This is a genomic window from Paraliobacillus sp. JSM ZJ581, assembly GCF_044383835.1.
Taxonomy (GTDB): domain Bacteria; phylum Bacillota; class Bacilli; order Bacillales; family Amphibacillaceae; genus Paraliobacillus.
Map to the genome: position 1 here is coordinate 1 of NZ_JBISEP010000002.1, position 23,856 is coordinate 23,856.

Sequence of the window (23,856 nt, forward strand, 5' to 3'; positions counted from 1 at the left end):
GCCTATGGCTATCGCAATTTTACAAATTACAAAAACCGAATACTATTGCACTTTAAATTCAAACCAGTAGAAAGAACTACAAATAAACGAATGAAAAACAAAACACGTCCTAAAGCAGCTTAGCTACTTTAGGACGCGAACATAAAATAATTCAGTTGACTATTCTGACTCACCAACGTGATTTGACGTAGAACCAGAAAAAGGCCACTCCGAATAGGAATGGCTTTTATGATATGTTTAATTATTTTGCTTGGTTAGATGAACCGAACTCGCGCATTTTACCAATAACTGTTTCCTTGATAGCGTCACGGCCAGGTCCTAAGTATTTACGTGGATCATACTGTTCAGGTTGTTCAGCTAAAACTTCACGAACTGTTTTTGCCTGAGCAATTTGGTTTTCTGTATTTACGTTAATTTTTGATGTTCCATAAGAAATAGAGCGTTTAATATCGGCAGTTGGAATACCAGTTCCACCGTGTAGTACTAAAGGAAGTCCAGTAGCTTGACCTATTTCCTCCATTTCTTTAAATCCTAAGTTTGGTTCCCCCTTATAAGGACCGTGTACAGAACCTAATGCTGGCGCTAAACAGTCAATTCCTGTGCGCTCAACAAGCTCTTGACATTCTTTAGGATCAGCATAAATGATACTTCCTGAAACGTCATCTTCTTGTCCGCCAACAGTTCCTAATTCTGCTTCTACAGAAACACCGTGGAAATGAGCAAGTTCTACTACTTTTGATGTTGTTGCTACGTTCTCTTCAAATGGATCGTGAGACGCATCGATCATAACAGAAGTAAATCCAGCATGAATCGCTTTTGCACATTGCTCAAAACTTGAACCGTGGTCCAAATGAATAGCAACCGGTACAGTTGTGCCGTACTCTTCCATTAATGACTTCACCATCGCTACTACTACTTTATAGCCACCTATGTAGCGAGCTGCCCCTTCAGAAACACCAATAATAACTGGAGACTTCTCTTCCTCTGCAGCCTGTAGAATTGCTTGGCCATACTCCAAATTGTTTAAGTTAAATTGTCCTACAGCATAGCCGCCTTTTTTTGCATCTTCTAACATTTGTTTCATTGATACTAATGGCATGAATGTTCCTCCTTAGATATTTTATAAAGATAAAAATACTATTCCCTATAGCCAGTCAAAAATATTCGTTGATTGGATACAATATAAGAATACCAACTTCAACAAAAAGGTGCAACAATACTTATCATTTGTAATCGTTTACTATTTTATTTTTTGACTTTTTTATGAAATAAACGATTTTATCTATGTCCACTTACTATTAATTTGTTTTTTTCAATCTAGTTTGAATATGTTGTTTCACTTGTGTTACATTAAATGGCTTGGCTAGAATTTGATGAATTGACTGTAAATGAGAGGTCCTTTCTTTCGCTTCTTCTGGTAGACCACTCATCACAATCGTAGGGATATAGATATTTTGCTGTTCGATCCGTTCAATCAATTCAGCACCATTCATCACAGGTAACCAGAAATCCGTTAATAACAAACTCGGTATTTTTCTTTGTATACATTCCAATGCTTCTGCACCACTTTCACAACTTAACACTTCATAACCTTCATTTTTAATAATTTCTTCAAGTAATATACGGATGCCAATTTGGTCATCTACAATCAATACATAATCATCCATCAATAAGCACCATCCTCATTTCTTTTTTGGCTCTGTCTCACCTCTTAGATTTGTTAACGATTTCACATTTTGATTTTTGAATCGACGAACTTCTCCCTAGCCACAAAAAACTCACTATCAATCTATTTCGATATATGTTATCTTTTTCCTGCCAATTGATTCTATTTTATAGGATAAAAACCAAAATATTCGTATAAAATATTACATTTAATCACAAAAAAACGAATGATGATGCGTTTAATAGCATTATCATTCGTTTTCATTTTTTTAAAAAGGTTACTTGACAGCTGCTTCGATAAAACCTTTAAATAGCGGTTGAGGTCTTGTAGGGCGCGATTTAAATTCTGGATGAAACTGTGATGCAACAAACCACGGATGGTCTTCTAGTTCAATCGTTTCAATTAATTTTCCATCCGGACTTGTACCTGAAAAAACAAACCCAGCTGCTTCCATTTGATCACGGTATTGATTATTAAATTCAAAACGATGACGATGACGCTCATAAATAATAGTTTGATCTTGATAAGCTTCACGTGTTTTCGTTTCTTCTTTTAAGCGACAAGGATATACTCCTAAACGAAGCGTTCCACCCATATCGGAAATTTCCTTTTGTTCAGGAAGTAAATCAATTATTGGATGTGATGTTTCTGGATTTATCTCTGCGGAATGGGCATCAGCATATCCAAGTACGTTACGTGCAAATTCCACTGTTGCTAATTGCATACCTAAACAAATCCCTAAGAATGGTGTTTTTGACTCACGAGCGTATCGAATTGCTTCGATTTTACCTTCAATGCCTCGGTCACCAAAACCACCAGGAACAAGAATACCATCCACATCATTTAAGGATTGTTTTACATTATCTTGAGTTAGCTCTTCTGCATTCACCCATTTTACGTTCACTTCTGAATCAAAATCATAGCCCGCATGTTTTAATGCTTCTACTACAGAAATATATGCATCTGGCAATTCCACGTATTTTCCAACTAATCCAATCGTTACTGTTTTTGATAAATTCTTTACTCGTTCTGCCAAATCAACCCATTCCCCCATATCTGCTGGTGGGCAATCCAAGCCGAAGTGGTCACAAGTAATCTGATCTAAGTGTTGAGATTGTAAAGCTAATGGCACATGATATAACGTTTCTGCATCTGCTGATTCAATTACATTTCTTTCATTAATATCACAGAATAACGCAATCTTTTCTTTCATTTCCTGGCTTATATCCATTTCTGTACGTAAAACAATTACATCCGGCTGTATTCCTAATGAACGTAATTCTTTCACACTGTGCTGTGTCGGTTTTGTTTTTAATTCGCCCGCTGCTTTAATATAAGGTACTAATGTTGTATGAATATACATCACATTTTCTTTACCTATATCACTTTTAATTTGACGAATTGCCTCAAGGAATGGTAATGATTCAATATCTCCGACAGTTCCACCAATTTCTGTAATAACAACATCTGCATTCGTTTGTTTCCCGGCTTGAAACACTTTATCTTTAATTTCATTTGTAATGTGTGGAATAACTTGAACGGTACCACCTAAGTAATCACCACGGCGTTCTTTTTTTATAACCGTTGAATATATCTTTCCAGTTGTGATGTTACTGTATTTCGTTAGATTAATATCAATAAAACGTTCATAATGCCCTAAATCTAAGTCTGTCTCAGCCCCATCTTCTGTTACAAATACTTCACCATGTTGATAAGGACTCATTGTTCCTGGATCAACGTTAATATAGGGGTCAAATTTTTGAATAGTAACACTTAATCCTTTATTTTTCAATAAACGCCCTAATGAAGCTGCAATGATTCCCTTTCCTATCGATGACACAACCCCACCAGTTACAAAAATATATTTAGTCAATTTACATCCCTCTTTCTTATTTTTAATAGGTGTATATATCATGCCCTGCATAACAATAAAAAACGTCCCCCTAAATATATAGGGGGACGTTCGATTTAATTTGAAAATTAAATGATAGAGCCCAAACTAAATATTACTTATCTCCTGAAAAAAAGTCAAGCACAATTTATTTGTCTTCATCCTCTTCTTCTTCGTCTTCCTCATCATCCTCTTCATCCTCTTCATCGTAAACTTCGTCATCATAAGCATCAAAATCTTCATCAAACGTTTCAGCATCGTCTTCGTCATCATTGCCTAGATCTTGAAAATCAGTATCTTCTTCACTAATATCTGATTGTTCAAAGTCAAGGTTTTCTTCAGTAATATCCTTTTCTGTGTCATCATATAACGATTCTTTTTTCGGTTTTTTCGTTGCTTTTTTCTTCTTTTTCTTTTTCTTAGGAGCCGCACTGATTTCTTCTTCAATTTGTTCAAAAGGATACCAGTCACGCAATCCCCATTGGCCTGATCCGATACTTAAAAAACGTCCATCAATATTCAAATCTGTATAAAATTGAGACAAATATTCTTGTTGTTGTTCCTCATTAAATGCTTTGTATTCGACTATTTTCTGATAAATTTCTTGATAATTTAATGCCTTATTCTCCTCTTTTAGAATCATTCTAGCTAACTCAATCATTGAAATATCTTTTAATTCTTCGCGGCTATAGGTATTCAAACTCACCGTCAAAGCACTCCCTCTATTGTATTATTTATCCGAGTTTATGTACCAGATTATTTCACTAATACATGGCAACTTTATATTACTCCAGTATATTATATTGGTATGAATAGTAAAATGCAATATTTGCTATGCAAAGAGTTAGGACGTTTGAATGAAATGTACTAAAGTAGCAATCTTTTCGTCAGACAACGTTCCTGAATTATCAAAAATATACTTATGATCCGCTGGTATATCCCAGTTAATTGTTGGAACAAATTTCACTCTTCCTTCATAGCTATCCCAGTTTTCTAATTTCCACGTATCACGCACTGTTCCGCGATCTTCTATTCGTTCTTTTTGTTTATCGATATCATCTAGTGTAACAATGATTACTTTCACATCTACACTTTCACGAGATTTTCCACTGAGATCTAATACTTCATTTAACCATTGCTTACTTTTTAATTCTGAGGTGAACGGAGAAATCATAAATACATTTTGATCAGCTGCTAAATTTTCAATACATATATCTTTTGTTGTATCATATTCTAAGTCTCGCAAATGTTCTTTATAAAAGTCAGAATCTCGATCATTTTTATCTAATCCTTCTTTTTCTAAAAATCGTTCTACAAATCGACCACCTACTGTATCACGATCAAGAAAGGCGCAAGGAATTTGTGCAGCAACTGACTTTGCCACTGTTGTTTTTCCTGTACCTGCTACTCCAACAAAAAATACTAACTTTTGCACGACATACACCACCTCATCAAATAATTAGTTTTATAGTAACGCATTCTTATGAAAAAAGAAAAGTATTCTTTTTATATTTTTCAAAAAATCGGAAAAGCTATAACCATTCTACACAAGCTAATAATTTTTTGAAAATTATTACGCTCTAATCGATATAACAGGTTACTACGAGGAGAAAGACACTATGCTTATTTGGATAACAGCAATTATATTACTTATCATTTTATTCATTTGGATTGATTTTCGGCTTGGAAAAAAATATTTTAATAAAAAAGCGCCTGTTTTTTCATATGAAACAAACGTATCCGATATGAAATTAATGACAGAAGGAAAGCAATTTTTCGATTTATTTTTTAAAGATCTTATGCGGGCAGAAAAAACCATCCACATCTGCTTTTTTATTGTAGGTAATGACGCGATCAGTCAAGAATTTTTTCGTATATTACAGACGAAATCACAATCAGGCGTTCAAGTTTCTTTGTTAATGGATTGGCTTGGTGTGCTTAAGGTGAAAAGAAAATACCTTCAACGTTTAAAGTTATCTGGTGTTAAGGTTAAAAAAGCGAATAAGCCCAAGTTTCCTTTTTTATTTTATCAACTTAATCGAAGGAATCACCGAAAGATCGCTATCATTGATCAACAAATTTCTTATTTAGGTGGCTTTAATGTAGGGAAAGAATATTTAGGTGCAGATCAAAAATTAGGCCATTGGAAGGATTATCATATTCGATTGTCTCAACCTAACTTAGCAAGAGTTATGGAAGAAATTTTTTCTTATGATTGGAAAGAGAAAGGACCAGCACCTACGAGTAATAACAAATGTGCAACAGAAAACAATAGTGCATTAGCAATTACTGAAGCAGGACAGCTTGAGATAAACATGATTGACTGGATTAATCAAGCAAACGATTCAATTATTATCGGTTCACCTTATTTCATCCCTACTAAACGTGTTTTTTTAAGTTTAATGGCGGCACTAGGGCGCGGTGTAAAGCTTACTGTTCTCGTACCAGAAAAAGCAGACCACCTTTTTGTTAAATCTGCTGCACTACCTTTTTTAAAAAAGATAATTAAGCATGGAGCATCGGTTTATTATTATAACCATGGATTTTATCATACAAAGGTTATTTTCATCGATCATACTTGGTGTGATATCGGTACTGCTAATTTTGATCAGCGCAGCTTCTTGTATAATCAAGAGGTCAATTTGATCGTAACCAACCAAAAACTAATTGAACCGGTAAACAAGGCTTTTTCAAACGATCTTGCTGATAGCTATCAACTCACAGAAAAAGCGATTCAACAGATGCCTGTATCCACAAAAATTGCTAGCATAATCAGCCGGTTGTTTCATCGACTATTATAAGATTACTGATACATCATCCAGAACCCGATATCTTTAAACCCGAGTCGTTTATACAGCTTACCAGCATTGGGGTTATCATAAAATAAACATAACTGCTTTCCTTCTGTAACAATATCTTTGCATAGCTTTGTTAAGCACTGTGTTGCTAATCCTTTTTTCTGATTCTCTTCTAAAGTGGCAACAGCAACAACCATAGCCGATTTCGTATTTTCCGCTGCTGTTGAAGCAGAAGAAATAATTTTACCGTCCGATTCAATATAATACCCTCTTGTTACACCTTTTTTAATATTTCTACGCTTTTTTTCGGAATTAAAAACAAGCGAGGAAAATTCAGGTATTTGTGATAAAAAATCTCCTAACCGATCTACATCTTTTGTCGCGAGTAATTTAACGGAGGCTATGTCAAGTGATGGCAAGTGATCTGTAGATGTTAGCTTAGCATAATATGTTTCTCGTTTTTGCTGATACGTAATAGTTAAGTAAGGCTCAAGCTGTGCTGTAATTTCTTTTAATCCAGACAACATCGGTTGATTCGTATCTTTGTTTATAATTTCCGCAAAACCCTCTGCATCAAAGGTTCCAATTGCAAATGGGATGTAATTTTTTTCATACTTTAATAAAATCGCACGCAAGTTGCCGTTATCAAAGTCTCCCCAAATGGTTTGAAAATCTTGCTCATAACCGAATGCTTCAATATCTCCAATAATGAACAAATTTTCTGCTGGTTTTTGTTGAATCAATGCTTGAACATGTTGATCATCTTCAATCGTTAGCTTTCGAATCACAGCTAATAACCTCCTCAACGTGTATTTGTATATTGAGAATTAGTTTATCACCATTCTTTTAAAATGGAAAGATAAATTTAGGGATGAAAAATCTTTTTTTAAAACGGTCCTTTGTGACATCATGCTGATATATATGATCAACGAAGGCATTTACTGTTATCCCGGTCATTTAAGAAGGGCTAAGCTATCGAGTACAAAGGTTACTCGTGAGAACGGGCACTTAAAATAGCGTTAAGTTACTGTTCTGGTCAATTTACAATAAATACGGTAACTAAGGATTCATTATGATAAAAGCTCTCACAATATCATCTCACCAAAATCCCCCTACCAACGCCAAATATACATCAAAAAAAAGCACTCCTCAAAAGAGAAGCGCTTATTATTACATGCTTTCTGGAGCGGATACGCCGATAAGATCTAGGGCGTTCGCTATTGTGATACGCACCGCTTGCATTAAGGCTAATCGTGCTTTCGTACGTTCTGGATGTTCGGCATCTAATACTTTTTCTGCATTATAGAAGCTATGCAAATTAGATGATAATTCAAAAACATATTGTGTCATGCGATGCGGTGTGCGATTCGTAGCAGCATCAGCGATCACTTGCGGAAATGCTCCTAATTGTTTTAACAGATCCTCTTCCTTTTCGGTTCCTAACAAACTAGCATCAAACGCGCCATCTGTTGCAAAACCTTTTTCTGCTGCTTGGCGAAGCATCGTACAAATTCTTGCATGTGCATACTGTACATAATAAACCGGGTTATCATTGGACTCCGATTTTGCTAAATCCATGTCAAAATCTAAATGTGCATCACTCGAGCGCATAACAAAGAAGTAACGCATCGCATCAATGCCGACTTCTTCCATTAACTCACGTAAAGTCACTGCTTTTCCAGTACGCTTACTCATTTTAACTTTTTCCCCATTTTCAAATAGGTTTACCATTTGAATGATTTCTACTTCTAACGTATCTGCTTTATAGCCAAGCGCTTGAATTGCTGCACACATCCTTGGGATATACCCATGGTGGTCTGCTCCCCAAATATTAATAAGCGTTTCGAAACCACGGTCTAATTTATTTTTATGATAAGCGATATCTGGTGTTAAGTAAGTATAAGAGCCATCATTTTTAATTAACACACGGTCTTTATCATCACCAAAGTCAGTCGTTCGGAACCAAGTAGCACCTTCTTCTTCATACGTGTACGCTTTTTCTTTTAACAAATCTAAAGCAGGTTCGATTTTTCCTTCTTCATATAGAGACGTTTCTGAGAACCAGTGATCAAATGTGACACGGAACTGCTCTAAATCGGCTGCTAATTTTTTTAATTCATATTTTAAACCATATGAGCGAAAAAATGCTAATCTCTCTTCCTCTGGCTTATTGACCCATTCATCCTTATAAGTTGTAGCAAGTTCTTCACCTAAAGCAATGATGTCTTTTCCATGATAGCCATCCTCTGGCATTGACCAGGCTTTTCCTAAAGCTTGCATGTAACGCGCTTCAACAGAAATAGCTAAATTGTTAATCTGGTTTCCTGCGTCATTAATATAATATTCGCGTTCCACATTATATCCAGCAGCAGACAGAATATTACACAACGAATCCCCTACTGCTGCGCCACGAGCATGCCCTAAATGTAAATCACCTGTTGGATTCGCAGATACAAATTCCACTTGTACCTTTTGATTGTTACCTTTATTCGTTTTACCGAACGTTTCTTGCTCTTTTAGAATCACTGGAATTAAATCAGTTAGGTAGCTATTATCCATAAAGAAATTAATGAAGCCTGGACCCGCTATTTCAATTTTAATGACTGCTGCTTTCTGTTTGTCTAAATGGTTAGCAATGTCTTCCGCGATTTGACGTGGTGCTTTTTTAGCAATTTTAGCAAGTTGCATCGCAATGTTAGTAGCGTAGTCACCATGGGCTTTTTCTTTTGGTTTTTCTAATACAATAGTAGGTAATTCATCTTCTGCTGCAAGCTCTGCCTGTATAACAGCTTGCTTAATTTCAGTTTTCAATGTTTCTTCTATGTGCTGTACACTGTTCATTGTGTGACCTCCTTAAAAGTTAGTGTTAATCGGTGTCTCCGATTTCCTTCTCCATTTATTTTTGTCGTGTAACTAATAAATAGTTTTCCTTTTTGATTGTGCTTTAGTTCTTGATACGTAATTTGATCCGTATGTGTTTCCATATGAATCGTACCAAAGGCATGTCGATATACATTCTCTGTCCATTGTTTCTTTTTAAATTGTTGATGCATGTCAATTGTACCTGTTCGTTTGATACTTACTTTATCATTATAAATTGTAATAAGCGAATCAATCTTTTCTTGCTCTTCTTGTTGTTCTTCAAAACGAAGTACTGCGATATTTCCTCTTTGCATAAAAGAGCCTGATTCTTCCACGACTGTCACTGCTTTTTCTCCTAATTCCTTAATTTCAGTCACTAATCGAATGGAAACAGGGATGTGTTGGCCGTTCATGTTACATCTCCTTTATCTTTTACATAACATTTAGTATAGGAATGAATCGAATGAAACACAAGTGATTCTATTGATTTTTTTAAGTCGTTGTAAAAGTTTATCACAATTCTTATGAGGAGGAAATGTAGTTGAGGCAATATGCCATATTTAATTTAAAAAACGTGCTTCTACCTAAGTAAGCAGAAACACGTTTTACTTTGTTAGATTGATTTTAGTAAAAGAGACATTTTGTAGATAGTAGTTTCTTACTTTACCCATCCTAATAATATTTCCCGTACAAATTTACTTGCAGCAATCGATGTTTGTTCGGTTGGATCATAATTTGGTGCGACTTCAACTAAATCTGCTCCTACTACGTGTATATCAGATTGTGCAATTAATTGTATAGCCTCTAGTAATTCTTTTGAACTGATTCCTCCTGCTTCTGCTGTTCCAGTTCCAGGTGCAAACGCTGGATCTAAGACATCAATATCAATGGTGACATAAACAGGTTGTCCTGCTAATTCAGGCAATAGTTCTGCTAATGGTTTTGCCACTTCATAACGAGCCATGTACATGCCATTATTTTTAGCATATTGAAATTCTTCTCTCATGCCTGAACGGATACCGAATGAGTACACATTTGCTGGACCAATTAACTCACATGCTTTTCGAATCGGTGTAGAATGAGAAAGTGATTCACCCTCATATGCTTCTCTTAAATCAGCGTGAGCATCAATATGAATAATTTTAAGATTCGGGTACTCTTCATACATTGCTTGAAATACTGGCCAAGAAACAAGATGCTCCCCTCCTAGTCCTAGCGGGAATTTATCTTGATCTAATAAATATTTTACATAATTATAAATTTGATCGATACTACGCTTAGCGTTTCCAAATGGCAACGGGATATCTCCCGCATCAAAATAAGCTATTTCTTCCAAATGCTTATCCATGTAAGGACTATATTCTTCTAAACCTAATGATGCCTCGCGAATTCGATTTGGGCCAAAGCGTGAACCAGGCCGAAAACTAACTGTCCAATCCATTGGCATGCCATAGATTACCGCTTTTGATTCTTCAAATCTTGGTCTAGACATAATAAATACTTTACCTGAGTATGCTTCATCAAAACGCATGCTACCCCTCCTCGCAAAATATGTTTAAGCTTCTTTTCAGCCTATTCATTCTTACTCATTTACAAATTGCTAGCTTTGGTAACTACATTACCTTTCACTGTTGACGGACACTTTTTTCGAGTATGTCTGGAGTCTCCTCAAAAAAACCACTTCCTGCTAGCGTCTCAAGACATATGCTTTTCCCGTCGCAGTATCCGGCATCCGCTCAAGGTAACTCATTGCGAAGCTTGACAATCAAATATTTGACTATTCTTGTATGAACATATTTCCACAGGTCTATTCAGTTAAATCTTTCACGAACTTTGGCAAAACAAAGCAAGCATAATGCAGCTCTTCTGTGTAATACTTTGCCTCTATTTTGCGGAAGCGATCAGCCTTTATACTTAATGGATCGTATGTTTTGCTTCCCATTGTAAAAGTCCATAGTCCACTTGGGTAAGTAGGAATGTTCGCTGTATAGATTTTAGTAATTGGAAAAATCTCTTTCACATCTTGATACACTTGTTGAATTAAATCAGCCTTAAACCAAGGATTATCTGATTGAGCAACAAAAACCCCATCTTCTTTTAGCGCTTTAGCAATCCCATCATAGAAGCCTTTCGTAAATAAGTTCACCGCAGGACCAACTGGTTCTGTTGAATCTACCAAAATAACATCATAAGCAGCTTCACTTTCTGCAATATGGCTAAATCCGTCGTCAACTTTTACTTCAACACGTGGATCATCTAATTTACCTGCTATTTCAGGTAAGTATTTTTTAGAAGATTCAATAACTTTCCCATCAATCTCTACTAATACGGCTTTTTCTACCGATGGATGTTTTAAAATTTCTCTAATTACACCACCATCTCCGCCGCCAACAACAAGGACATGCTTGGGGTTTGGGTGAGTAAACAGTGGAACATGCACCATCATTTCATGGTAAACGAACTCATCCTTTTGCGTCGTCATCACCATGTCATCTAAAACTAACATATTCCCCCATTCAGCAGTTTCTATTATCGCTAATGATTGGAGATCTGTCTGTTCTGTGTATAGTGTCTGCTTTACTTTGGCAGTAATTCCATAATTTTTTGTTTGCTTCTCAGTAAACCATAAATCCATTATGCTATCTCCTTTTATTTTGTTTATTTCTTTTATATTTTTAAGTTTTTTTATTTGGAACAAATTAATTTTAGATAATTTGACAGAAAAAGCAATACTTTTTTTCAAAAAACTTCCGCAATGATCGTGTTTAATTATCAACAATAATTGCCATAATGATACTATCATAATCGTTTGACCCAAAGGAGTATTCTTTACAATGATTAATAAAACACCACTATTAAACCGATTGAAACACAAATCATTCGCTTGGACACTATTTATTTTGCTTTCCTTTACTAGCATGATTTGTTTGTTCATTATCGGTATTTATACGTATGCTTTATTACTTGGTCCGCCATCTTTATCTACTGCTCAACCTACGATTTATTTCAGTTCAGACGGTACGGAGATTGGCCAAGAAAAAACAATTGAGACTAGAGATTGGCTTGAGCTAGAGCAGATTGATCAACAAGTAATTGATACAACGATTCATGCAGAGGATAAACGTTTCTATGAACATAACGGTTTTGATTTTAAACGAATGCTTGGTGCGACAATGATTAATCTAAGGTCGCTTGCTTTAGAAGAAGGAGCTAGCACAATCACACAGCAATATGCAAGAAATCTTTATTTATCTCACGAAAAAACATGGAGCAGAAAATTAAAAGAAGCTTTTCATTCAATTCGTTTAGAGTTATTTTATGATAAAGATACGTTATTAGAAGGTTATTTAAACACGATATATTACGGACATGGTGTATACGGTGTTGAGGCTGCTAGTCAATTTTATTTCCAGAAATCAAATAGTGATTTATCATTAGCGGAGACAGCACTACTAGTAGGTATTCCAAATCGTCCAAGTTACTATTCACCCATTACTCATATGAAACAAGCAAAACAAAGACAGGAGAAAATATTAACCTCACTTTTAAAGGAAGGAAAAATTAATCAGTCAAAGCACTTTCTTGCTTCACATGAACATATAACTGTTTACGAAAAACATAAAGGACAAGTGAAAAACTTGGCACCTTATTTTCAAGACATTGTGATGAGTGAATTACAATCGATTTTAAAAAAGGATATACAAACAATTAGAACAGCTGGATACCGTGTGTACACGACACTTGATCAAAAAAAACAAAAAGCACTTCAAACAGCGGCAAGCGAGTCGATCCCAAAAGATAGTGAGTTACAAGTTGGAGCAATCGTAATGGACCCTACAAATGGGGCAACGCTTGGTTTAATCGGGGGAAGAAATTATACAAAAAGTCCTTTTAATCGTGCAACACAAGCTAATCGAATGGCTGGCTCTACTTTTAAACCTTTTCTATACTACTCTGCCTTAACCAATGGATATACAGCCACAACTACACTGATGAGTCAGCCAACAACGTTCATGCTGGAAAACGGAACGAGTTATCAACCTAGTAATTATAATGGCTATTATGCAGATAAAGAAGTAACTTTAGCCCAAGCACTAGCAGTAAGTGATAATGTCTATGCAGTAAAAACAAACTTGTTCCTTACACCTGAGCGATTGGTTGAAACTGCTAAAACATTTGGGATCACAAGTAACCTAAAGCCAGTTCCCTCTTTGGCTCTTGGAACAGCTTCTGTCAATATAAAAGAAATGGTTACTGCTTATAGCATGCTTGCAAATGGCGGGAAATCTCTAAATCCATATACGATTGAAAAAATAGAGACGGCTGATGGAGAGGTGATTTATCAACATGAACCATCAAAGCAGAAACAAGTGCTCGATCCGCAAGCTACGTTTATTTTGACGCAATTAATGACAGGAATGTTTGATTCAACGTTAAATGGTTATATGCATGTAACTGGTGAGACAATTGCTTCTGAACTCACAAATGTTTATGCTGGTAAATCAGGTTCAACAAAGTCAGATAGTTGGATGATTGGTTATAGCCCTGACTTAACAATAGGAGTATGGAATGGGTATGATGATAATCGAACGATCAGTAAAACGGTAGATAAGCAAGCAGCCAAAAACATTTGGGCTTCTGTTATGGAGAAAAGTTCAGACGGGAAGATAGATAGCTTTATTGCACCAAAAGGAATCGTAGCTGCTTATGTCGATCCTATTAGCGGAGAGTTAGCTAGTGCTTACTGTACAACAAGTCGCCTGATGTATTTTGTCGAGGGGACAGAACCAACAACGTATTGCTCAATGCACCGTCCACATGATTAAAGGTTCCCCTTCAAATTAGGAGAACCTTTTACTTTTTTTAAACACCTATTACAGTTTTTACGTTGTAAGATTTGTTGTTTACTCATTAGCCTCAGGTAATGCTTGATGCAGTTCTTCAGAAGCATTCTTCCACATATCCGGATTAAATTCTCGTAAAAAATCAGCTAGTAGTTTCTTTGAAGCATCGTCCATATGATCGACAATTACATGACCTTTCATCGATTTTTCCATATGTGTCACATGTTCTGGCATTGATTTAAAGGCACGCTTAATTGAACGGTCGACACGGATTTCACTCCCTGCCACACCATGATAATACGGACCATTTTGTCCGCGCTCAACCGTTACCCAAACGATCCAATACAACTTTCCATTTGGTACGTCAGCTTTATTCGGGATGAATTTTACTCTACGCTCTACTTCACTGCGCGCATGCATTGCCCCCATATCAACAAATGCTCGATGTTCATTCGGATCGACAATGACCGGAGAAATATTTTCTAAGCTGATTGATCCTACGCCATAGCCACCATGTCCATCTGTCGAATCATCTTTCATTATTGTAAAAGCATTATTCTTCTTATTTTCCATCGTACATTGTACCTCCAATATATAACTTAACATTTTATTCACATGTATTGTAGCATAAATGGGGAGATAGGGTCAGGTGAAACTGCTGCAAGAGGAAAATAGTAAAATCCAGCATCGCCATTTTTTATTTATGAAGAGAGTGCATGGGGTCGCTAATAAAAAGCTAATCGATGTAGCAAATAAAATCGTGTATTTTGATTACTGATCTTTAATACTATAGCCTAAGTAATCACTTCCCATTGGAACATAATTGGATGGTGGGTGTGGCTTGTTACTGACTAAGTTAACTGCGTCATCATAGACCAAAACGATTATCATTAAGTATGGTATGTAGAAAGCTAATAGTAGCTAAGCCAACCATAACAGTGAAGTCAATAATAAATTTAACGTTCTTCATATATTGATAGAAGCTTTTGAGTATGTGCATGACAAACCTTTTATTCTAATGTGTGGTAGTTTTGCAAAATAGGTATAGCATTAATAAATAAGATTCCGATAATTCCTAAAATGTAATATAGCGTAAAGCTTGTAGATTTCTACCTCTCAATTGACCTTCTACGCTTTTCCCAACTTTGCTTCAATCTCAAAAATGGGACGAGGGAACTAACCCCCTGTCCCATTATCCTAACTCTGCAATGAATTGCCAGGCCGCTCGCAGGTCCGCGTCTGTGTAGTTGGAGCTTTTCTTTACGACTTGTACTTTTTGTTCGATTTCTTTTTTTGATAAGTGATCAAAATATAGCATCGTAGATACTAATTCAAGAAATCTTGAGCTTTTCTCTTTCATTTTTTCAATCATTTCATTACAATGAGGCAACTCTACCACAGAATGTCCGAGGAAATCCTCTCCTGCTTCAGTAACCGTATATCGATATTGATAATAATTGCTCTTTTTTTCTTTTTCTTCTGAAATAAATCCTAAATTACATAGTTCTTCTATCCGAAGCGTCAGTTCTTCTGAATATGGTCCATAAAAATGAAATTCATATTTTTCCTCAAAAGGAATATCACATTTTTTTAAAATATATATCATTTTCTGTAGCTTTTTACGCCCTACAATTTCCTCTGCATTCTTGAAGAATAGCATTAACTTCGCATGATTTGCTAACATCGAAAAACAACCCCTATTCCAAGCTTAGTTTCACAATCTATTCCGTATCAGCTAATCCTAAGATCGTCTTAATTTTATTTTTTTCTAATTGATCATCAGGTAACGCTTCTATAAAATCCATTGGAAAGTACAGCTTATGATCTGTTCGCTTCTTTCCTGAAATGGATTCAACAATATCTGATTGTCTTGACAGCTCTTTTAATTCTTGGTTTGGCATAAATAAATAAATCGGCAAACGTTCTCCTTCTTCTCCCGGTCGATAAAAATCGTATGGTAAATCAGAAGAGGAATCAACGACTAAGTAATATTCAGGATCAATTCCGACTTGTTTGAACAGCTGATAAAGTTCCATCCACTCGCTCATCTGTAGATTCGGGTTAAATTCAATATACTTTAATAATTTCCGATTAGTAAATCGCACACAGAGGTCACTTAATATCTCATCTGATTCATCTATCCACATTTGGAAATAATACAACACAACAGACTCGTCTAATCGTAAGTATTCTTCTAAAGAAACATTACCTGAAAAGAACGATAAGAAATGTGTTGGTTGTAATGAAAATTGGTAGCCTTGTTGATACAGATGTTTTGCCCGGTGGAGAATTTTTGATAATATCACCTCTGCACTTCGACTAACTGGATGAAAGTATACTTGCCAATACATCTGGTATCTACTCATAATATAGTCTTCTACTGCATGCATCCCGGTATGTTTTATGACCACTTGGTCTTCTATTGGACGCATCACGCGTAAAATTCGCTCCATATCAAAATGACCATAACTTACACCGGTGAAGTAAGCGTCACGTTGTAAATAATCCATTCTGTCAGCGTCTATTTGACTTGAGATCAAACTAACGACTAATTTATCTTCATATGTTTTATTAATCACATCCGCAACTTTTTGCGGAAAACCTTCTTCTACTTGACGCAAAACATAATTAATTTCTGTGTGCCCAAGAACGATTTGTCTCGTAAATGCTTCATGATCTAACTTAAACACCTTCTCAAAAGAATGGGAAAACGGACCATGCCCTAAATCATGAAGAAGTGCAGCACAAAGGCAGAGTAGTCGCTCTTCTTTGTTCCAATGTTTTCGACCTTCAAAATTAAATAAAATCCGGCGGACAATTTCATAAACACCTAATGAATGATTAAATCTACTATGCTCTGCACCATGAAAGGTGAGAAAAGATGTTCCAAGCTGCTTAATTCGACGTAATCGTTGAAATTCGGCTGTTCCAATCAAATCCCATATCACACGATCTTTGACATGAATATACCGGTGTACTGGGTCTTTAAATACTTTTTCTTCTTCTAATTGCTCATCTTTGTACATATATTAACCCTTTCTTCCGACATTTTTTTCTGCATTATATATGGATTCATTATATAATAGTTTTGGGTAATCTAAAAGAGACTAAAATTATCTCCCTAAGCGTATAACTAGGTAAACACATAGACAACAAAGGAGTAAACATATATGTTAAATTGGAAAAATTACTTTAGACAATCATCCATTCGTTTAATTGATGGGACTGGATTATCGATAAATCCATCTGCAATGGACGAATTCGCCATTGACGATGCCTTGGCACTATCGGTCAGCAATCAAACTTCGCCTCCAGTCATTCGACTTTGGACACATAATAATACAATTGTGTTGGGAATACCTGATTCACGTATCCCTTATAAAAATGAAGCGATAACCTTCTTACAGCAACAAGGCTATCGGGCCGTCGTGCGTAATTCCGGTGGCTTAGCTGTTGTGCTAGATCACGGGGTCTTAAATGTATCACTTTTACTTGCAGATGGAGAAGAAATTGGTATTCATGAAGGGTATGAAATTATGGTATCTTTTATTAAAGACATCTTACAAGATGAAACAAATACCATTGAAGCATACGAAATAGTAGGTTCCTACTGCCCCGGTGATTATGATTTAAGTATTAATGGAAAAAAGTTTGCTGGAATATCACAACGCCGTGTTCGTAATGGTGTAGCTGTTCAAATTTATATTGCTGTAGAAGGCGATGGCCAAGAAAGAGCAAAATTGATTCAGGAATTTTATAGGAAAGGATTACAAGCAGAAACTAGTAAATTTGACTATCCTACCGTCGTACCTGACACGATGCGGTCATTAAGTCAGCTATTAAATAAAGCAATTACTGTTGATGAAATGAAACAAAAAGTTACTGATTATTTAACGAATTATTCATTCGAATGGACTTCTTCTACATTGACTGAGGAAGAACGAGCGACGTATCACAAGCGCAAGCAACACATGATTGATCGTAATAAAAAGGCACTCGGTGACTTAGTTTAAGTCCGAGTGCTTTACTTTTTTGTATAGATTTGTTTTTCTATCCGATAATAAGCTAGTGCTTCCTGATCAATAGAATAACCAATACCAGGCTGCTCAGATAAATAAATTTTCCCGTTGTCTGTCTTTATCGCTGGCTGGATAATATCTTTTTCCCAATAATGTGCAGATCCCGCTGTGTCTGCTGGCAAAGTAAATTGCGGCAACGTAGCTATCGCTAAACTATGCGCTCTACCAATTCCTGCTTCGAGCATACCCCCACACCATAATGGCATACCGTGTTTTTTAGCTAAACCATGCATATCCTTGGTGCTTTGGACACCGCCTACTCTACTGGGTTTAATATTAACAATTTGGCAGCTCTGTAAGGCAATAGCTGTTTTTAAATCACTGTATGTATGGATGCTTTCATCTAAGCAAATCGGTGTTTGCAGTAAATCTTGAAGCTTTGCATGTTCCACAAAATCATCTTGTGCGAAAGGCTGTTCAATCATTAATAAGTCAAATTGGTCTAGTGCGAGCAATCGCTCTTTATCTTTCCATGAATAAGTACCATTGGCATCAATCATCAAAGAAAGGAAAGGAAAGGCTGTTTTTACTTTGTCTAATAGACGTAGTTCTTCGCCTTTCTTCACTTTTAATTTAACGCGTTGATATCCTTGCGCAAGTTTCTCTTCAATGGTTTCTAGTAGTTCTTGATCGGTTGACTTGAGCCCAATACTCACCCCGACATCAACAATTGGTTTCTCCCCACCAATCACTTGATATAACGGTTGACCTAGCCTTTTGGCATATAAATCCCATACAGCACCTTCTATTGCTGCTTTTGCCATTTGGTTACGACGAATCGATTGAAAAAGCTTTGTTAGTTCGCTTGGGTGTTTAATTTGTGTTTCTAATACAAAAGGTATAAGATAATTTTCTAGCATGGTCCGGTTGGTTTCGGTTGTCTCTTCTGTATACCATGGTGTTGCGAATGCTTCTGTTTCACCATATCCAAAGTTTCCTTGATCATCGATTAATTCTATGATATAAAAATCTTTCTTTTCTACTTTTCCATGACTGGTGACAAATGGATGTTTATAGTTCATTTTCAGATGATGCAAAACCACTTGATTAATTTCCATTGTAGACACCACGCTTTCACCTTATCTGTGTTATAAAGTTTTATTTTTATAACACATACAAAGAATGTTTTTTCGATCACTCAGACACTCTTTTCTTGCATGAGTGTTCATTATAACCATTCATTCAGTCATTCTTTCGTTCATGTAATGACTGAATGATAACATAGAAGTTAATCATAGTAGCAGGATTATATCATTAACCCCAACAAAAAAACAGAGCTATCATGAAGGATAACTCTGTTTTTCGAAATAATTCACTATTTATAGTGACTGAGCTGCTGTAATAATTGCTAGCTTGTATACATCATCTGTGTTACAGCCACGAGATAGATCATTCACAGGTTTATTCAATCCTTGTAAGATCGGACCTACTGCATCAAAATTACCTAAACGCTGTGCGATCTTATAACCAATGTTACCTGCTTCCAGTCCAGGAAATACGAAAACATTGGCATCGCCGTTAATATCAGCCGTTGGTGCTTTTTTCTCTGCTACGCTAGGAACAAACGCTGCATCAAATTGAAATTCACCATCTAGTGTTAAGTCTGGTCGTTGTTCTTTAGCAATTTTTACTGCTTCTGAAACTTTTTCAGTTTCTTCAGATTTAGCAGACCCCTTTGTAGAAAAGCTAAGCATTGCTACACGAGGATCAATATCAAAAAGTTCAGCAGTATCTGCACTTGCTAAAGCAATTTCGGCTAAGTCTTGGCTATCTGGGGCAATGTTAATTGCGCAGTCTGCAAATACATATTTCTCATCATCACGAACCATAACAAATACACCAGACGTTTTTTTAATACCTGGTTTTGTTTTAATAATTTGCAAAGCTGGACGAACAGTATCTGCTGTAGAATGAGCTGCGCCACTAACTAAACCATCTGCTTTATCCATATATACAAGCATTGTTCCAAAATAATTTTCATCTAATAAAATTTTACGCGCATCTTCTTCTGTTGCTTTTCCTTTTCGACGTTCCACAAAGCTAGCAACCATATTATCAAATTGATCGTAGTTAGTTGGATCAATTATTTCCACTTCATCCAGGTCAACAGCTAGTTCTTTTGCCTTCTGTTCTAATTTCGAACGTGATCCGACTAGTACAGGTTGCACTAAACCATCTGCTGCTAACTTACTGGCCGCAGTTAAGATTCTTTCATCAGACCCTTCTGGCAATACAATTTTTCTAGCGTTTCCTGATAACCTGTTTTTTAACGTATCAAATAAATTACTCATGTGTCACCCTCCAAAATCATTTCTGTTATATATAATACGCCTTTTTCTGTTTGAATGAAAGTGATAGCTTTCATTTTTTCTGTCCAATGAACTAGTTTGCTATTAACATTTACGTTCACAATGATAAAAACAGCGGAATCATGCAATTTCCCCTGTGTATCTTTTATCATTAATTACTATTTATATTTTTGTCTAAATCATGACATTTTAACAATCAATCTTGTCCGACAGCTCATACTAGCTTTTCTCTATAAAAAGAGTTTCATTCTCCTTTCTTTATAAGTAAGCATTACACATGTTTCCTATACCCGTTTTATGTTATATTAAAAATTGATAGAAAATAAATGATTGCAAGGTAAGGAGCGATTATTATGGCAGAAGCTGTAGAAACAATGGATGGTTGGTATTGTTTACACGATTTAAGAAAAATAGATTGGAATGCCTGGAAAAAAGCTTCAGCAGCAGAACGAGATGCAGCAATAGCTGAGTTTCAAACATTGTTAACACAATGGGATGTCATAGATGAAGAAAAAACTGGGAGTCATGCTGTTTATTCCATTTTAGGTCACAAAGCAGATATCATTTTTATGATTCTCCGTCCTACTTTAAAAGAAATAGAAGAAGTAGAATTGTCATTTAATAAAACAGCATTAGCCTCATTTACAAAGCAAACTTATTCCTATGTTTCGATTGTAGAGTTGTCAAAATACATGGCAAAAGAAGGAGAAAATCCAGAAGAACATCCTGGAACACAAGCAAGATTACGTCCTCGATTACCGAAGTGGGAGCATATTTGCTTCTACCCAATGGATAAGAGACGTCAAGGAGCTGATAATTGGTATGTATTACCAATGGATGAGCGACGTCGTTTAATGTATGAGCATGGAATGACCGGAAGAAGATACGCTGGTAAAATCCGTCAAATCATCACTGGCTCGATGGGGTTTGATGATTGGGAATGGAGTGTTACCCTATTCGCTAAAGATGCCTTAGACATTAAAAAATTAGTTTATGAAATGCGCTTTGATGAAGTTAGCGCACGTTTCGGTGAATTTGGAGCTTTTTACGTTGGTAATATTCTCCCTAAAGACAAAATCCCTACCTTCATGCAAATCTAATTACATTTTATTTAACATATGAGATCTCGCATTAACACAGCGAGATCTTTTTTTATATATCTTAATCCAAATTAGGTTAGATGTAATCATGTATAACAACACGAATAAAAAACATTCATTATTTCATTCACTTCTGCATAGGTATATGTAGTGGGACGATTGGTACAAAAGCGAGGTGAAGCGATGGCTGTAGTTAGACACACAAGTAAAGACGTAGATTTACTTGCCCGATTAATACGAGCTGAAGCAGAGGGGGACGGTCGACTTGGTATGCTAATGGTTGGAAACACTGGGATCAATCGTGTAAGAGCAGATTGTTTAGACTTTAAAGACATCAGATCCATTAGAGACATGGTCTACCAAAGCCCTGGAGGATTTGAGGCGACACAAAAGGGATATTTTTATCAAGGGGCTAGAGATGCAGATCGTGAATTAGCAAGACGCACTATTAAAGGGCAAAGGTTTCATCCAGCAACTCGTTCATTATGGTTTTTTAGACCTGAAGGAAGTTGCCCAGCACAATGGTTTGGCCAATGGAATTCCGGCAGATATAAATCACATTGCTTTTTTTCACCATTAGCATCTGAATGTCCGAGTGTATAAGAAAGGAGTGTTATTTTAAATGAGTAATGAAAATAAACAGCGTGATCATTCACAAAGTCTGTATCCACAACAAATGCAAGGAGTAAACCAATATCCAGGAATGATGTACCAACCGAATTACACGCAGCAACAACCCGTTTATTACCCTTCATATGGTTATCCATCTTATCAAAGTCAGAGTCCAACACAAGATCAACCAAGCATAAGTAATTTACCAGGGATGCTACCGTTAGAAGAATCTTATATTGAAAACATCCTCCGATTAAACAAAGGTAAGGTTGCAACGATTTATATGACTTTTGAAAATAATGATCGATGGAATGCAAAAATATTCAAAGGATTTATTGAAGCAGCTGGAAGAGACCATATTATTTTGAGCGACCCTGAAACAAATAAACGCTATCTATTATTAACAATCTACTTAGATTATATTACATTTGATGAAGAAATTAATTACGATTATCCACGTTCACAAAGAGCCAACCAATCCTATAGAGGGCGATAAGCATAAAAATAACCCTTGCTCTTTTAATGAGGCAAGGGATTTTCTTTTCCCAGAGGAGTGCTACAGTGAGACAACCATTTGAAAAATTGACTCAAGTACAACTAATTTTATTACTTGTTTCTATCGTTGCTGGCATAATAGCCATTTGGACTGCAACCTTATTTCTTTCTTTTTTTGTTTGCATGGCTGTAGTAAGCAGCTTCTTAATTGAAGGATATATAGCGTGTAAAAAAGGCGATATTGTGCAAGCTGGTCATCAAATAATCCGAGCGATCATCCTTATTATTTTTATTAGTTATTTATCTATTACATAACTTTACATGTTGCATAACCAAGTAGAATCCAGCCGATTAAAAAGGCAAACCCACCAATCGGTGTAATCATTGCAAATGTTTTGATTGTTGTTGTGGCATAAATATAAAGGCTCCCAGAAAATAAAATAATACCAGCAAAGAAAAACCAGCCCGCCATTGAGATTGTACTTAACTGATATTTAGCTAACAAAAGTGCTGTAACAAGCAATGCACTAGTATGAAACATTTGATATTGGACTGCCTTCTCCCAAGTTTTCAGCGATTTTTCTGTCAATTTCCCTTCTAATCCATGTGCACCAAAAGCTCCTAAAGCAACCGCTAAAAAGCCATTAATCACACCTAAAAATATAAAAAGTTTCATTATCCATGCTTCCTCTCTATTTTAAAAAAATTAGAAATCGAAAATGGAATCTCCATTAGCCTCTTCCTCTTTTAACCTTTTTGATTGATTGACTGTTTGGCTATTCAAATCTCCCATCATTTTACGTAATTCCAACTCATCAGCAACACTAGACTGCTGCACGGAAGTAGGTGCAGTGGTTGACACCTCTTCTTCTGTCTCTAGTAATAAATCACATAGTAAGCGAATTGACCGTACATGTGCCTTCACTTCCGTAGAATGATTACTTTTTTCAAGTGCACTTTTCACTTCTTGTAACATTTTATGCAAAACTTGCTCATTACGAATCATCTTTTCACTCCTAATATACGCCATTTCTGGTAGCAAAGATATGCTTATCCATTCATCTACTGCTTATTTCTCCTAATACATCTTTATGTTTGTTTTATGAATTATCTTGCCATAATTATTTTACATGATAAGCATGATAAAATCCAAATAATCGCTATGTTTATTCACATCATTTCCGTAGCGGACTAGCTTGC

25 protein-coding genes are annotated in these 23,856 nt (G+C 35.9%); 7 read left to right on the forward strand and 18 right to left on the reverse strand.

From position 1 onward, the window contains the following. Positions 1-241 precede the first annotated feature (241 nt). The 5 genes from ACH6CY_RS01730 to ACH6CY_RS01750 form a co-directional block, all read right to left on the reverse strand. Positions 242-1,099 carry a class II fructose-bisphosphate aldolase gene (locus tag ACH6CY_RS01730; protein WP_374065504.1) on the reverse strand — a complete coding sequence of 286 codons (858 nt, stop codon included), beginning with the start codon at positions 1,097-1,099 and terminating at the stop codon, positions 242-244. Positions 1,100-1,298: 199 nt separating this feature from the next. Continuing rightward, positions 1,299-1,667, reverse strand: coding sequence for a response regulator (locus tag ACH6CY_RS01735; RefSeq protein ID WP_374065505.1), 369 nt, complete (start codon positions 1,665-1,667; stop codon positions 1,299-1,301). A gap of 276 nt (positions 1,668-1,943) precedes the next feature. Continuing rightward, on the reverse strand, positions 1,944-3,539 hold the full coding sequence (locus tag ACH6CY_RS01740; protein ID WP_374065506.1) for a CTP synthase: 1,596 nt from the start codon (positions 3,537-3,539) through the stop codon (positions 1,944-1,946). Between the two features lie 166 nt (positions 3,540-3,705). Continuing rightward, a complete protein-coding gene (gene rpoE / locus ACH6CY_RS01745) occupies positions 3,706-4,263 on the reverse strand; it encodes a DNA-directed RNA polymerase subunit delta (RefSeq protein WP_374065507.1) in 558 nt (185 codons plus the stop codon). Between the two features lie 138 nt (positions 4,264-4,401). Beyond that, a complete protein-coding gene (locus ACH6CY_RS01750) occupies positions 4,402-4,992 on the reverse strand; it encodes a P-loop nucleotide/nucleoside kinase family protein (RefSeq protein ID WP_374065508.1) in 591 nt (196 codons plus the stop codon). A 184-nt stretch (positions 4,993-5,176) separates the two neighbouring features. Between ACH6CY_RS01750 and ACH6CY_RS01755 the strand changes: the two genes are divergently transcribed. After that, positions 5,177-6,358 carry a phospholipase D-like domain-containing protein gene (locus ACH6CY_RS01755; RefSeq protein WP_374065509.1) on the forward strand — a complete coding sequence of 394 codons (1,182 nt, stop codon included), beginning with the start codon at positions 5,177-5,179 and terminating at the stop codon, positions 6,356-6,358. 2 nt (positions 6,359-6,360) lie between these two features. Here the strand turns inward: ACH6CY_RS01755 and ACH6CY_RS01760 are convergent, their stop codons facing one another. The 5 genes from ACH6CY_RS01760 to speE form a co-directional block, all read right to left on the reverse strand. Next, positions 6,361-7,143, reverse strand: coding sequence for a GNAT family N-acetyltransferase (locus tag ACH6CY_RS01760; protein WP_374065510.1), 783 nt, complete (start codon positions 7,141-7,143; stop codon positions 6,361-6,363). A gap of 382 nt (positions 7,144-7,525) precedes the next feature. Beyond that, positions 7,526-9,196 (reverse strand): arginine--tRNA ligase, encoded by a 1,671-nt coding sequence (argS, locus tag ACH6CY_RS01765; protein ID WP_374065511.1) that lies wholly within the window; start codon positions 9,194-9,196, stop codon positions 7,526-7,528. Continuing rightward, on the reverse strand, positions 9,193-9,630 hold the full coding sequence (locus ACH6CY_RS01770; protein ID WP_374065512.1) for a YwiB family protein: 438 nt from the start codon (positions 9,628-9,630) through the stop codon (positions 9,193-9,195). Before ACH6CY_RS01770 ends, argS begins: the two co-directional genes overlap by 4 nt. A 245-nt stretch (positions 9,631-9,875) precedes the next feature. Next, entirely contained in the window at positions 9,876-10,748 is an 873-nt protein-coding gene (speB, locus tag ACH6CY_RS01775) for an agmatinase (protein ID WP_374065513.1), read from the reverse strand. A gap of 276 nt (positions 10,749-11,024) precedes the next feature. Then, positions 11,025-11,852 carry a polyamine aminopropyltransferase gene (speE, locus tag ACH6CY_RS01780; protein ID WP_374065514.1) on the reverse strand — a complete coding sequence of 276 codons (828 nt, stop codon included), beginning with the start codon at positions 11,850-11,852 and terminating at the stop codon, positions 11,025-11,027. Between the two features lie 199 nt (positions 11,853-12,051). Here speE and ACH6CY_RS01785 point away from each other — a divergent pair, with 199 nt between their 5' ends. Then, the gene (locus tag ACH6CY_RS01785) at positions 12,052-14,043 is read left to right on the forward strand and encodes a transglycosylase domain-containing protein (protein WP_374065515.1); all 1,992 of its coding nucleotides are present in this window, start codon (positions 12,052-12,054) and stop codon (positions 14,041-14,043) included. 78 nt (positions 14,044-14,121) lie between these two features. Here ACH6CY_RS01785 and ACH6CY_RS01790 read toward each other — a convergent pair whose 3' ends face one another. The 3 genes from ACH6CY_RS01790 to ACH6CY_RS01800 form a co-directional block, all read right to left on the reverse strand. Continuing rightward, positions 14,122-14,634, reverse strand: coding sequence for a YwhD family protein (locus ACH6CY_RS01790; RefSeq protein WP_374065516.1), 513 nt, complete (start codon positions 14,632-14,634; stop codon positions 14,122-14,124). A gap of 619 nt (positions 14,635-15,253) precedes the next feature. Continuing rightward, on the reverse strand, positions 15,254-15,745 hold the full coding sequence (locus tag ACH6CY_RS01795) for a YwgA family protein (RefSeq protein WP_374065517.1): 492 nt from the start codon (positions 15,743-15,745) through the stop codon (positions 15,254-15,256). Positions 15,746-15,782: 37 nt separating this feature from the next. Then, positions 15,783-17,087: an HD domain-containing protein gene (locus ACH6CY_RS01800; RefSeq protein ID WP_374065518.1), complete on the reverse strand. Its 1,305-nt coding sequence runs from the start codon at positions 17,085-17,087 to the stop codon at positions 15,783-15,785. A 144-nt stretch (positions 17,088-17,231) separates the two neighbouring features. Here ACH6CY_RS01800 and ACH6CY_RS01805 point away from each other — a divergent pair, with 144 nt between their 5' ends. After that, positions 17,232-18,074 (forward strand): lipoate--protein ligase family protein, encoded by an 843-nt coding sequence (locus ACH6CY_RS01805; protein WP_374065519.1) that lies wholly within the window; start codon positions 17,232-17,234, stop codon positions 18,072-18,074. Positions 18,075-18,085: 11 nt separating this feature from the next. On the opposite strand, the gene menC is transcribed toward ACH6CY_RS01805, so the two are convergent. The 3 genes from menC to ACH6CY_RS01820 form a co-directional block, all read right to left on the reverse strand. Then, positions 18,086-19,198 carry an o-succinylbenzoate synthase gene (menC, locus tag ACH6CY_RS01810; protein ID WP_374065734.1) on the reverse strand — a complete coding sequence of 371 codons (1,113 nt, stop codon included), beginning with the start codon at positions 19,196-19,198 and terminating at the stop codon, positions 18,086-18,088. Between the two features lie 261 nt (positions 19,199-19,459). Then, positions 19,460-20,431: a phosphate acetyltransferase gene (gene pta, locus ACH6CY_RS01815; RefSeq protein ID WP_374065520.1), complete on the reverse strand. Its 972-nt coding sequence runs from the start codon at positions 20,429-20,431 to the stop codon at positions 19,460-19,462. Then, complete coding sequence (locus ACH6CY_RS01820) at positions 20,428-20,601, reverse strand: hypothetical protein (protein WP_374065522.1); 174 nt, start codon at positions 20,599-20,601, stop codon at positions 20,428-20,430. The genes pta and ACH6CY_RS01820 overlap by 4 nt, the downstream gene beginning before the upstream one ends. Before the next feature lie 201 nt (positions 20,602-20,802). Between ACH6CY_RS01820 and hemQ the strand changes: the two genes are divergently transcribed. The 4 genes from hemQ (at position 20,803) to ACH6CY_RS01840 (ending at position 22,971) form a co-directional block, all read left to right on the forward strand. Then, positions 20,803-21,549: a hydrogen peroxide-dependent heme synthase gene (gene hemQ, locus ACH6CY_RS01825; RefSeq protein ID WP_374065523.1), complete on the forward strand. Its 747-nt coding sequence runs from the start codon at positions 20,803-20,805 to the stop codon at positions 21,547-21,549. Positions 21,550-21,732: 183 nt separating this feature from the next. Continuing rightward, a complete protein-coding gene (locus ACH6CY_RS01830; RefSeq protein WP_374065735.1) occupies positions 21,733-22,152 on the forward strand; it encodes a cell wall hydrolase in 420 nt (139 codons plus the stop codon). 19 nt (positions 22,153-22,171) lie between these two features. Further along, entirely contained in the window at positions 22,172-22,657 is a 486-nt protein-coding gene (gene gerQ, locus ACH6CY_RS01835) for a spore coat protein GerQ (RefSeq protein ID WP_374065524.1), read from the forward strand. A gap of 65 nt (positions 22,658-22,722) precedes the next feature. After that, entirely contained in the window at positions 22,723-22,971 is a 249-nt protein-coding gene (locus tag ACH6CY_RS01840) for a hypothetical protein (RefSeq protein WP_374065525.1), read from the forward strand. Here ACH6CY_RS01840 and ACH6CY_RS01845 read toward each other — a convergent pair. Beyond that, entirely contained in the window at positions 22,964-23,332 is a 369-nt protein-coding gene (locus tag ACH6CY_RS01845) for a DUF423 domain-containing protein (protein WP_374065527.1), read from the reverse strand. The genes ACH6CY_RS01840 and ACH6CY_RS01845 overlap by 8 nt on opposite strands. Before the next feature lie 30 nt (positions 23,333-23,362). Continuing rightward, the gene (locus ACH6CY_RS01850) at positions 23,363-23,662 is read right to left on the reverse strand and encodes a YwdI family protein (RefSeq protein ID WP_374065528.1); all 300 of its coding nucleotides are present in this window, start codon (positions 23,660-23,662) and stop codon (positions 23,363-23,365) included. Positions 23,663-23,856: the final 194 nt, after the last annotated feature.

Excerpts from the sequence above, each read along its gene's own strand:
- ACH6CY_RS01795 (WP_374065517.1), bottom strand. The coding sequence starts at position 15,745 with ATGTTAGCAAATCATGCGAAGTTAATGCTATTCTTCAAGAATGCAGAG.
- argS (WP_374065511.1), bottom strand. The coding sequence starts at position 9,196 with ATGAACAGTGTACAGCACATAGAAGAAACATTGAAAACTGAAATTAAG.
- hemQ (WP_374065523.1), top strand. The coding sequence starts at position 20,803 with ATGGCAGAAGCTGTAGAAACAATGGATGGTTGGTATTGTTTACACGAT.
- ACH6CY_RS01800 (WP_374065518.1), bottom strand. The coding sequence starts at position 17,087 with ATGTACAAAGATGAGCAATTAGAAGAAGAAAAAGTATTTAAAGACCCA.
- ACH6CY_RS01755 (WP_374065509.1), top strand. The coding sequence starts at position 5,177 with ATGCTTATTTGGATAACAGCAATTATATTACTTATCATTTTATTCATT.
- ACH6CY_RS01820 (WP_374065522.1), bottom strand. The coding sequence starts at position 20,601 with ATGATAAAAGATACACAGGGGAAATTGCATGATTCCGCTGTTTTTATC.
- ACH6CY_RS01805 (WP_374065519.1), top strand. The coding sequence starts at position 17,232 with ATGTTAAATTGGAAAAATTACTTTAGACAATCATCCATTCGTTTAATT.
- ACH6CY_RS01790 (WP_374065516.1), bottom strand. The coding sequence starts at position 14,634 with ATGGAAAATAAGAAGAATAATGCTTTTACAATAATGAAAGATGATTCG.
- ACH6CY_RS01850 (WP_374065528.1), bottom strand. The coding sequence starts at position 23,662 with ATGATTCGTAATGAGCAAGTTTTGCATAAAATGTTACAAGAAGTGAAA.
- ACH6CY_RS01845 (WP_374065527.1), bottom strand. The coding sequence starts at position 23,332 with ATGAAACTTTTTATATTTTTAGGTGTGATTAATGGCTTTTTAGCGGTT.
- speB (WP_374065513.1), bottom strand. The coding sequence starts at position 10,748 with ATGCGTTTTGATGAAGCATACTCAGGTAAAGTATTTATTATGTCTAGA.
- ACH6CY_RS01785 (WP_374065515.1), top strand. The coding sequence starts at position 12,052 with ATGATTAATAAAACACCACTATTAAACCGATTGAAACACAAATCATTC.
- ACH6CY_RS01830 (WP_374065735.1), top strand. The coding sequence starts at position 21,733 with ATGGCTGTAGTTAGACACACAAGTAAAGACGTAGATTTACTTGCCCGA.
- pta (WP_374065520.1), bottom strand. The coding sequence starts at position 20,431 with ATGAGTAATTTATTTGATACGTTAAAAAACAGGTTATCAGGAAACGCT.
- speE (WP_374065514.1), bottom strand. The coding sequence starts at position 11,852 with ATGGATTTATGGTTTACTGAGAAGCAAACAAAAAATTATGGAATTACT.
- ACH6CY_RS01770 (WP_374065512.1), bottom strand. The coding sequence starts at position 9,630 with ATGAACGGCCAACACATCCCTGTTTCCATTCGATTAGTGACTGAAATT.
- menC (WP_374065734.1), bottom strand. The coding sequence starts at position 19,198 with ATGGAAATTAATCAAGTGGTTTTGCATCATCTGAAAATGAACTATAAA.
- ACH6CY_RS01735 (WP_374065505.1), bottom strand. The coding sequence starts at position 1,667 with ATGGATGATTATGTATTGATTGTAGATGACCAAATTGGCATCCGTATA.
- ACH6CY_RS01730 (WP_374065504.1), bottom strand. The coding sequence starts at position 1,099 with ATGCCATTAGTATCAATGAAACAAATGTTAGAAGATGCAAAAAAAGGC.
- gerQ (WP_374065524.1), top strand. The coding sequence starts at position 22,172 with ATGAGTAATGAAAATAAACAGCGTGATCATTCACAAAGTCTGTATCCA.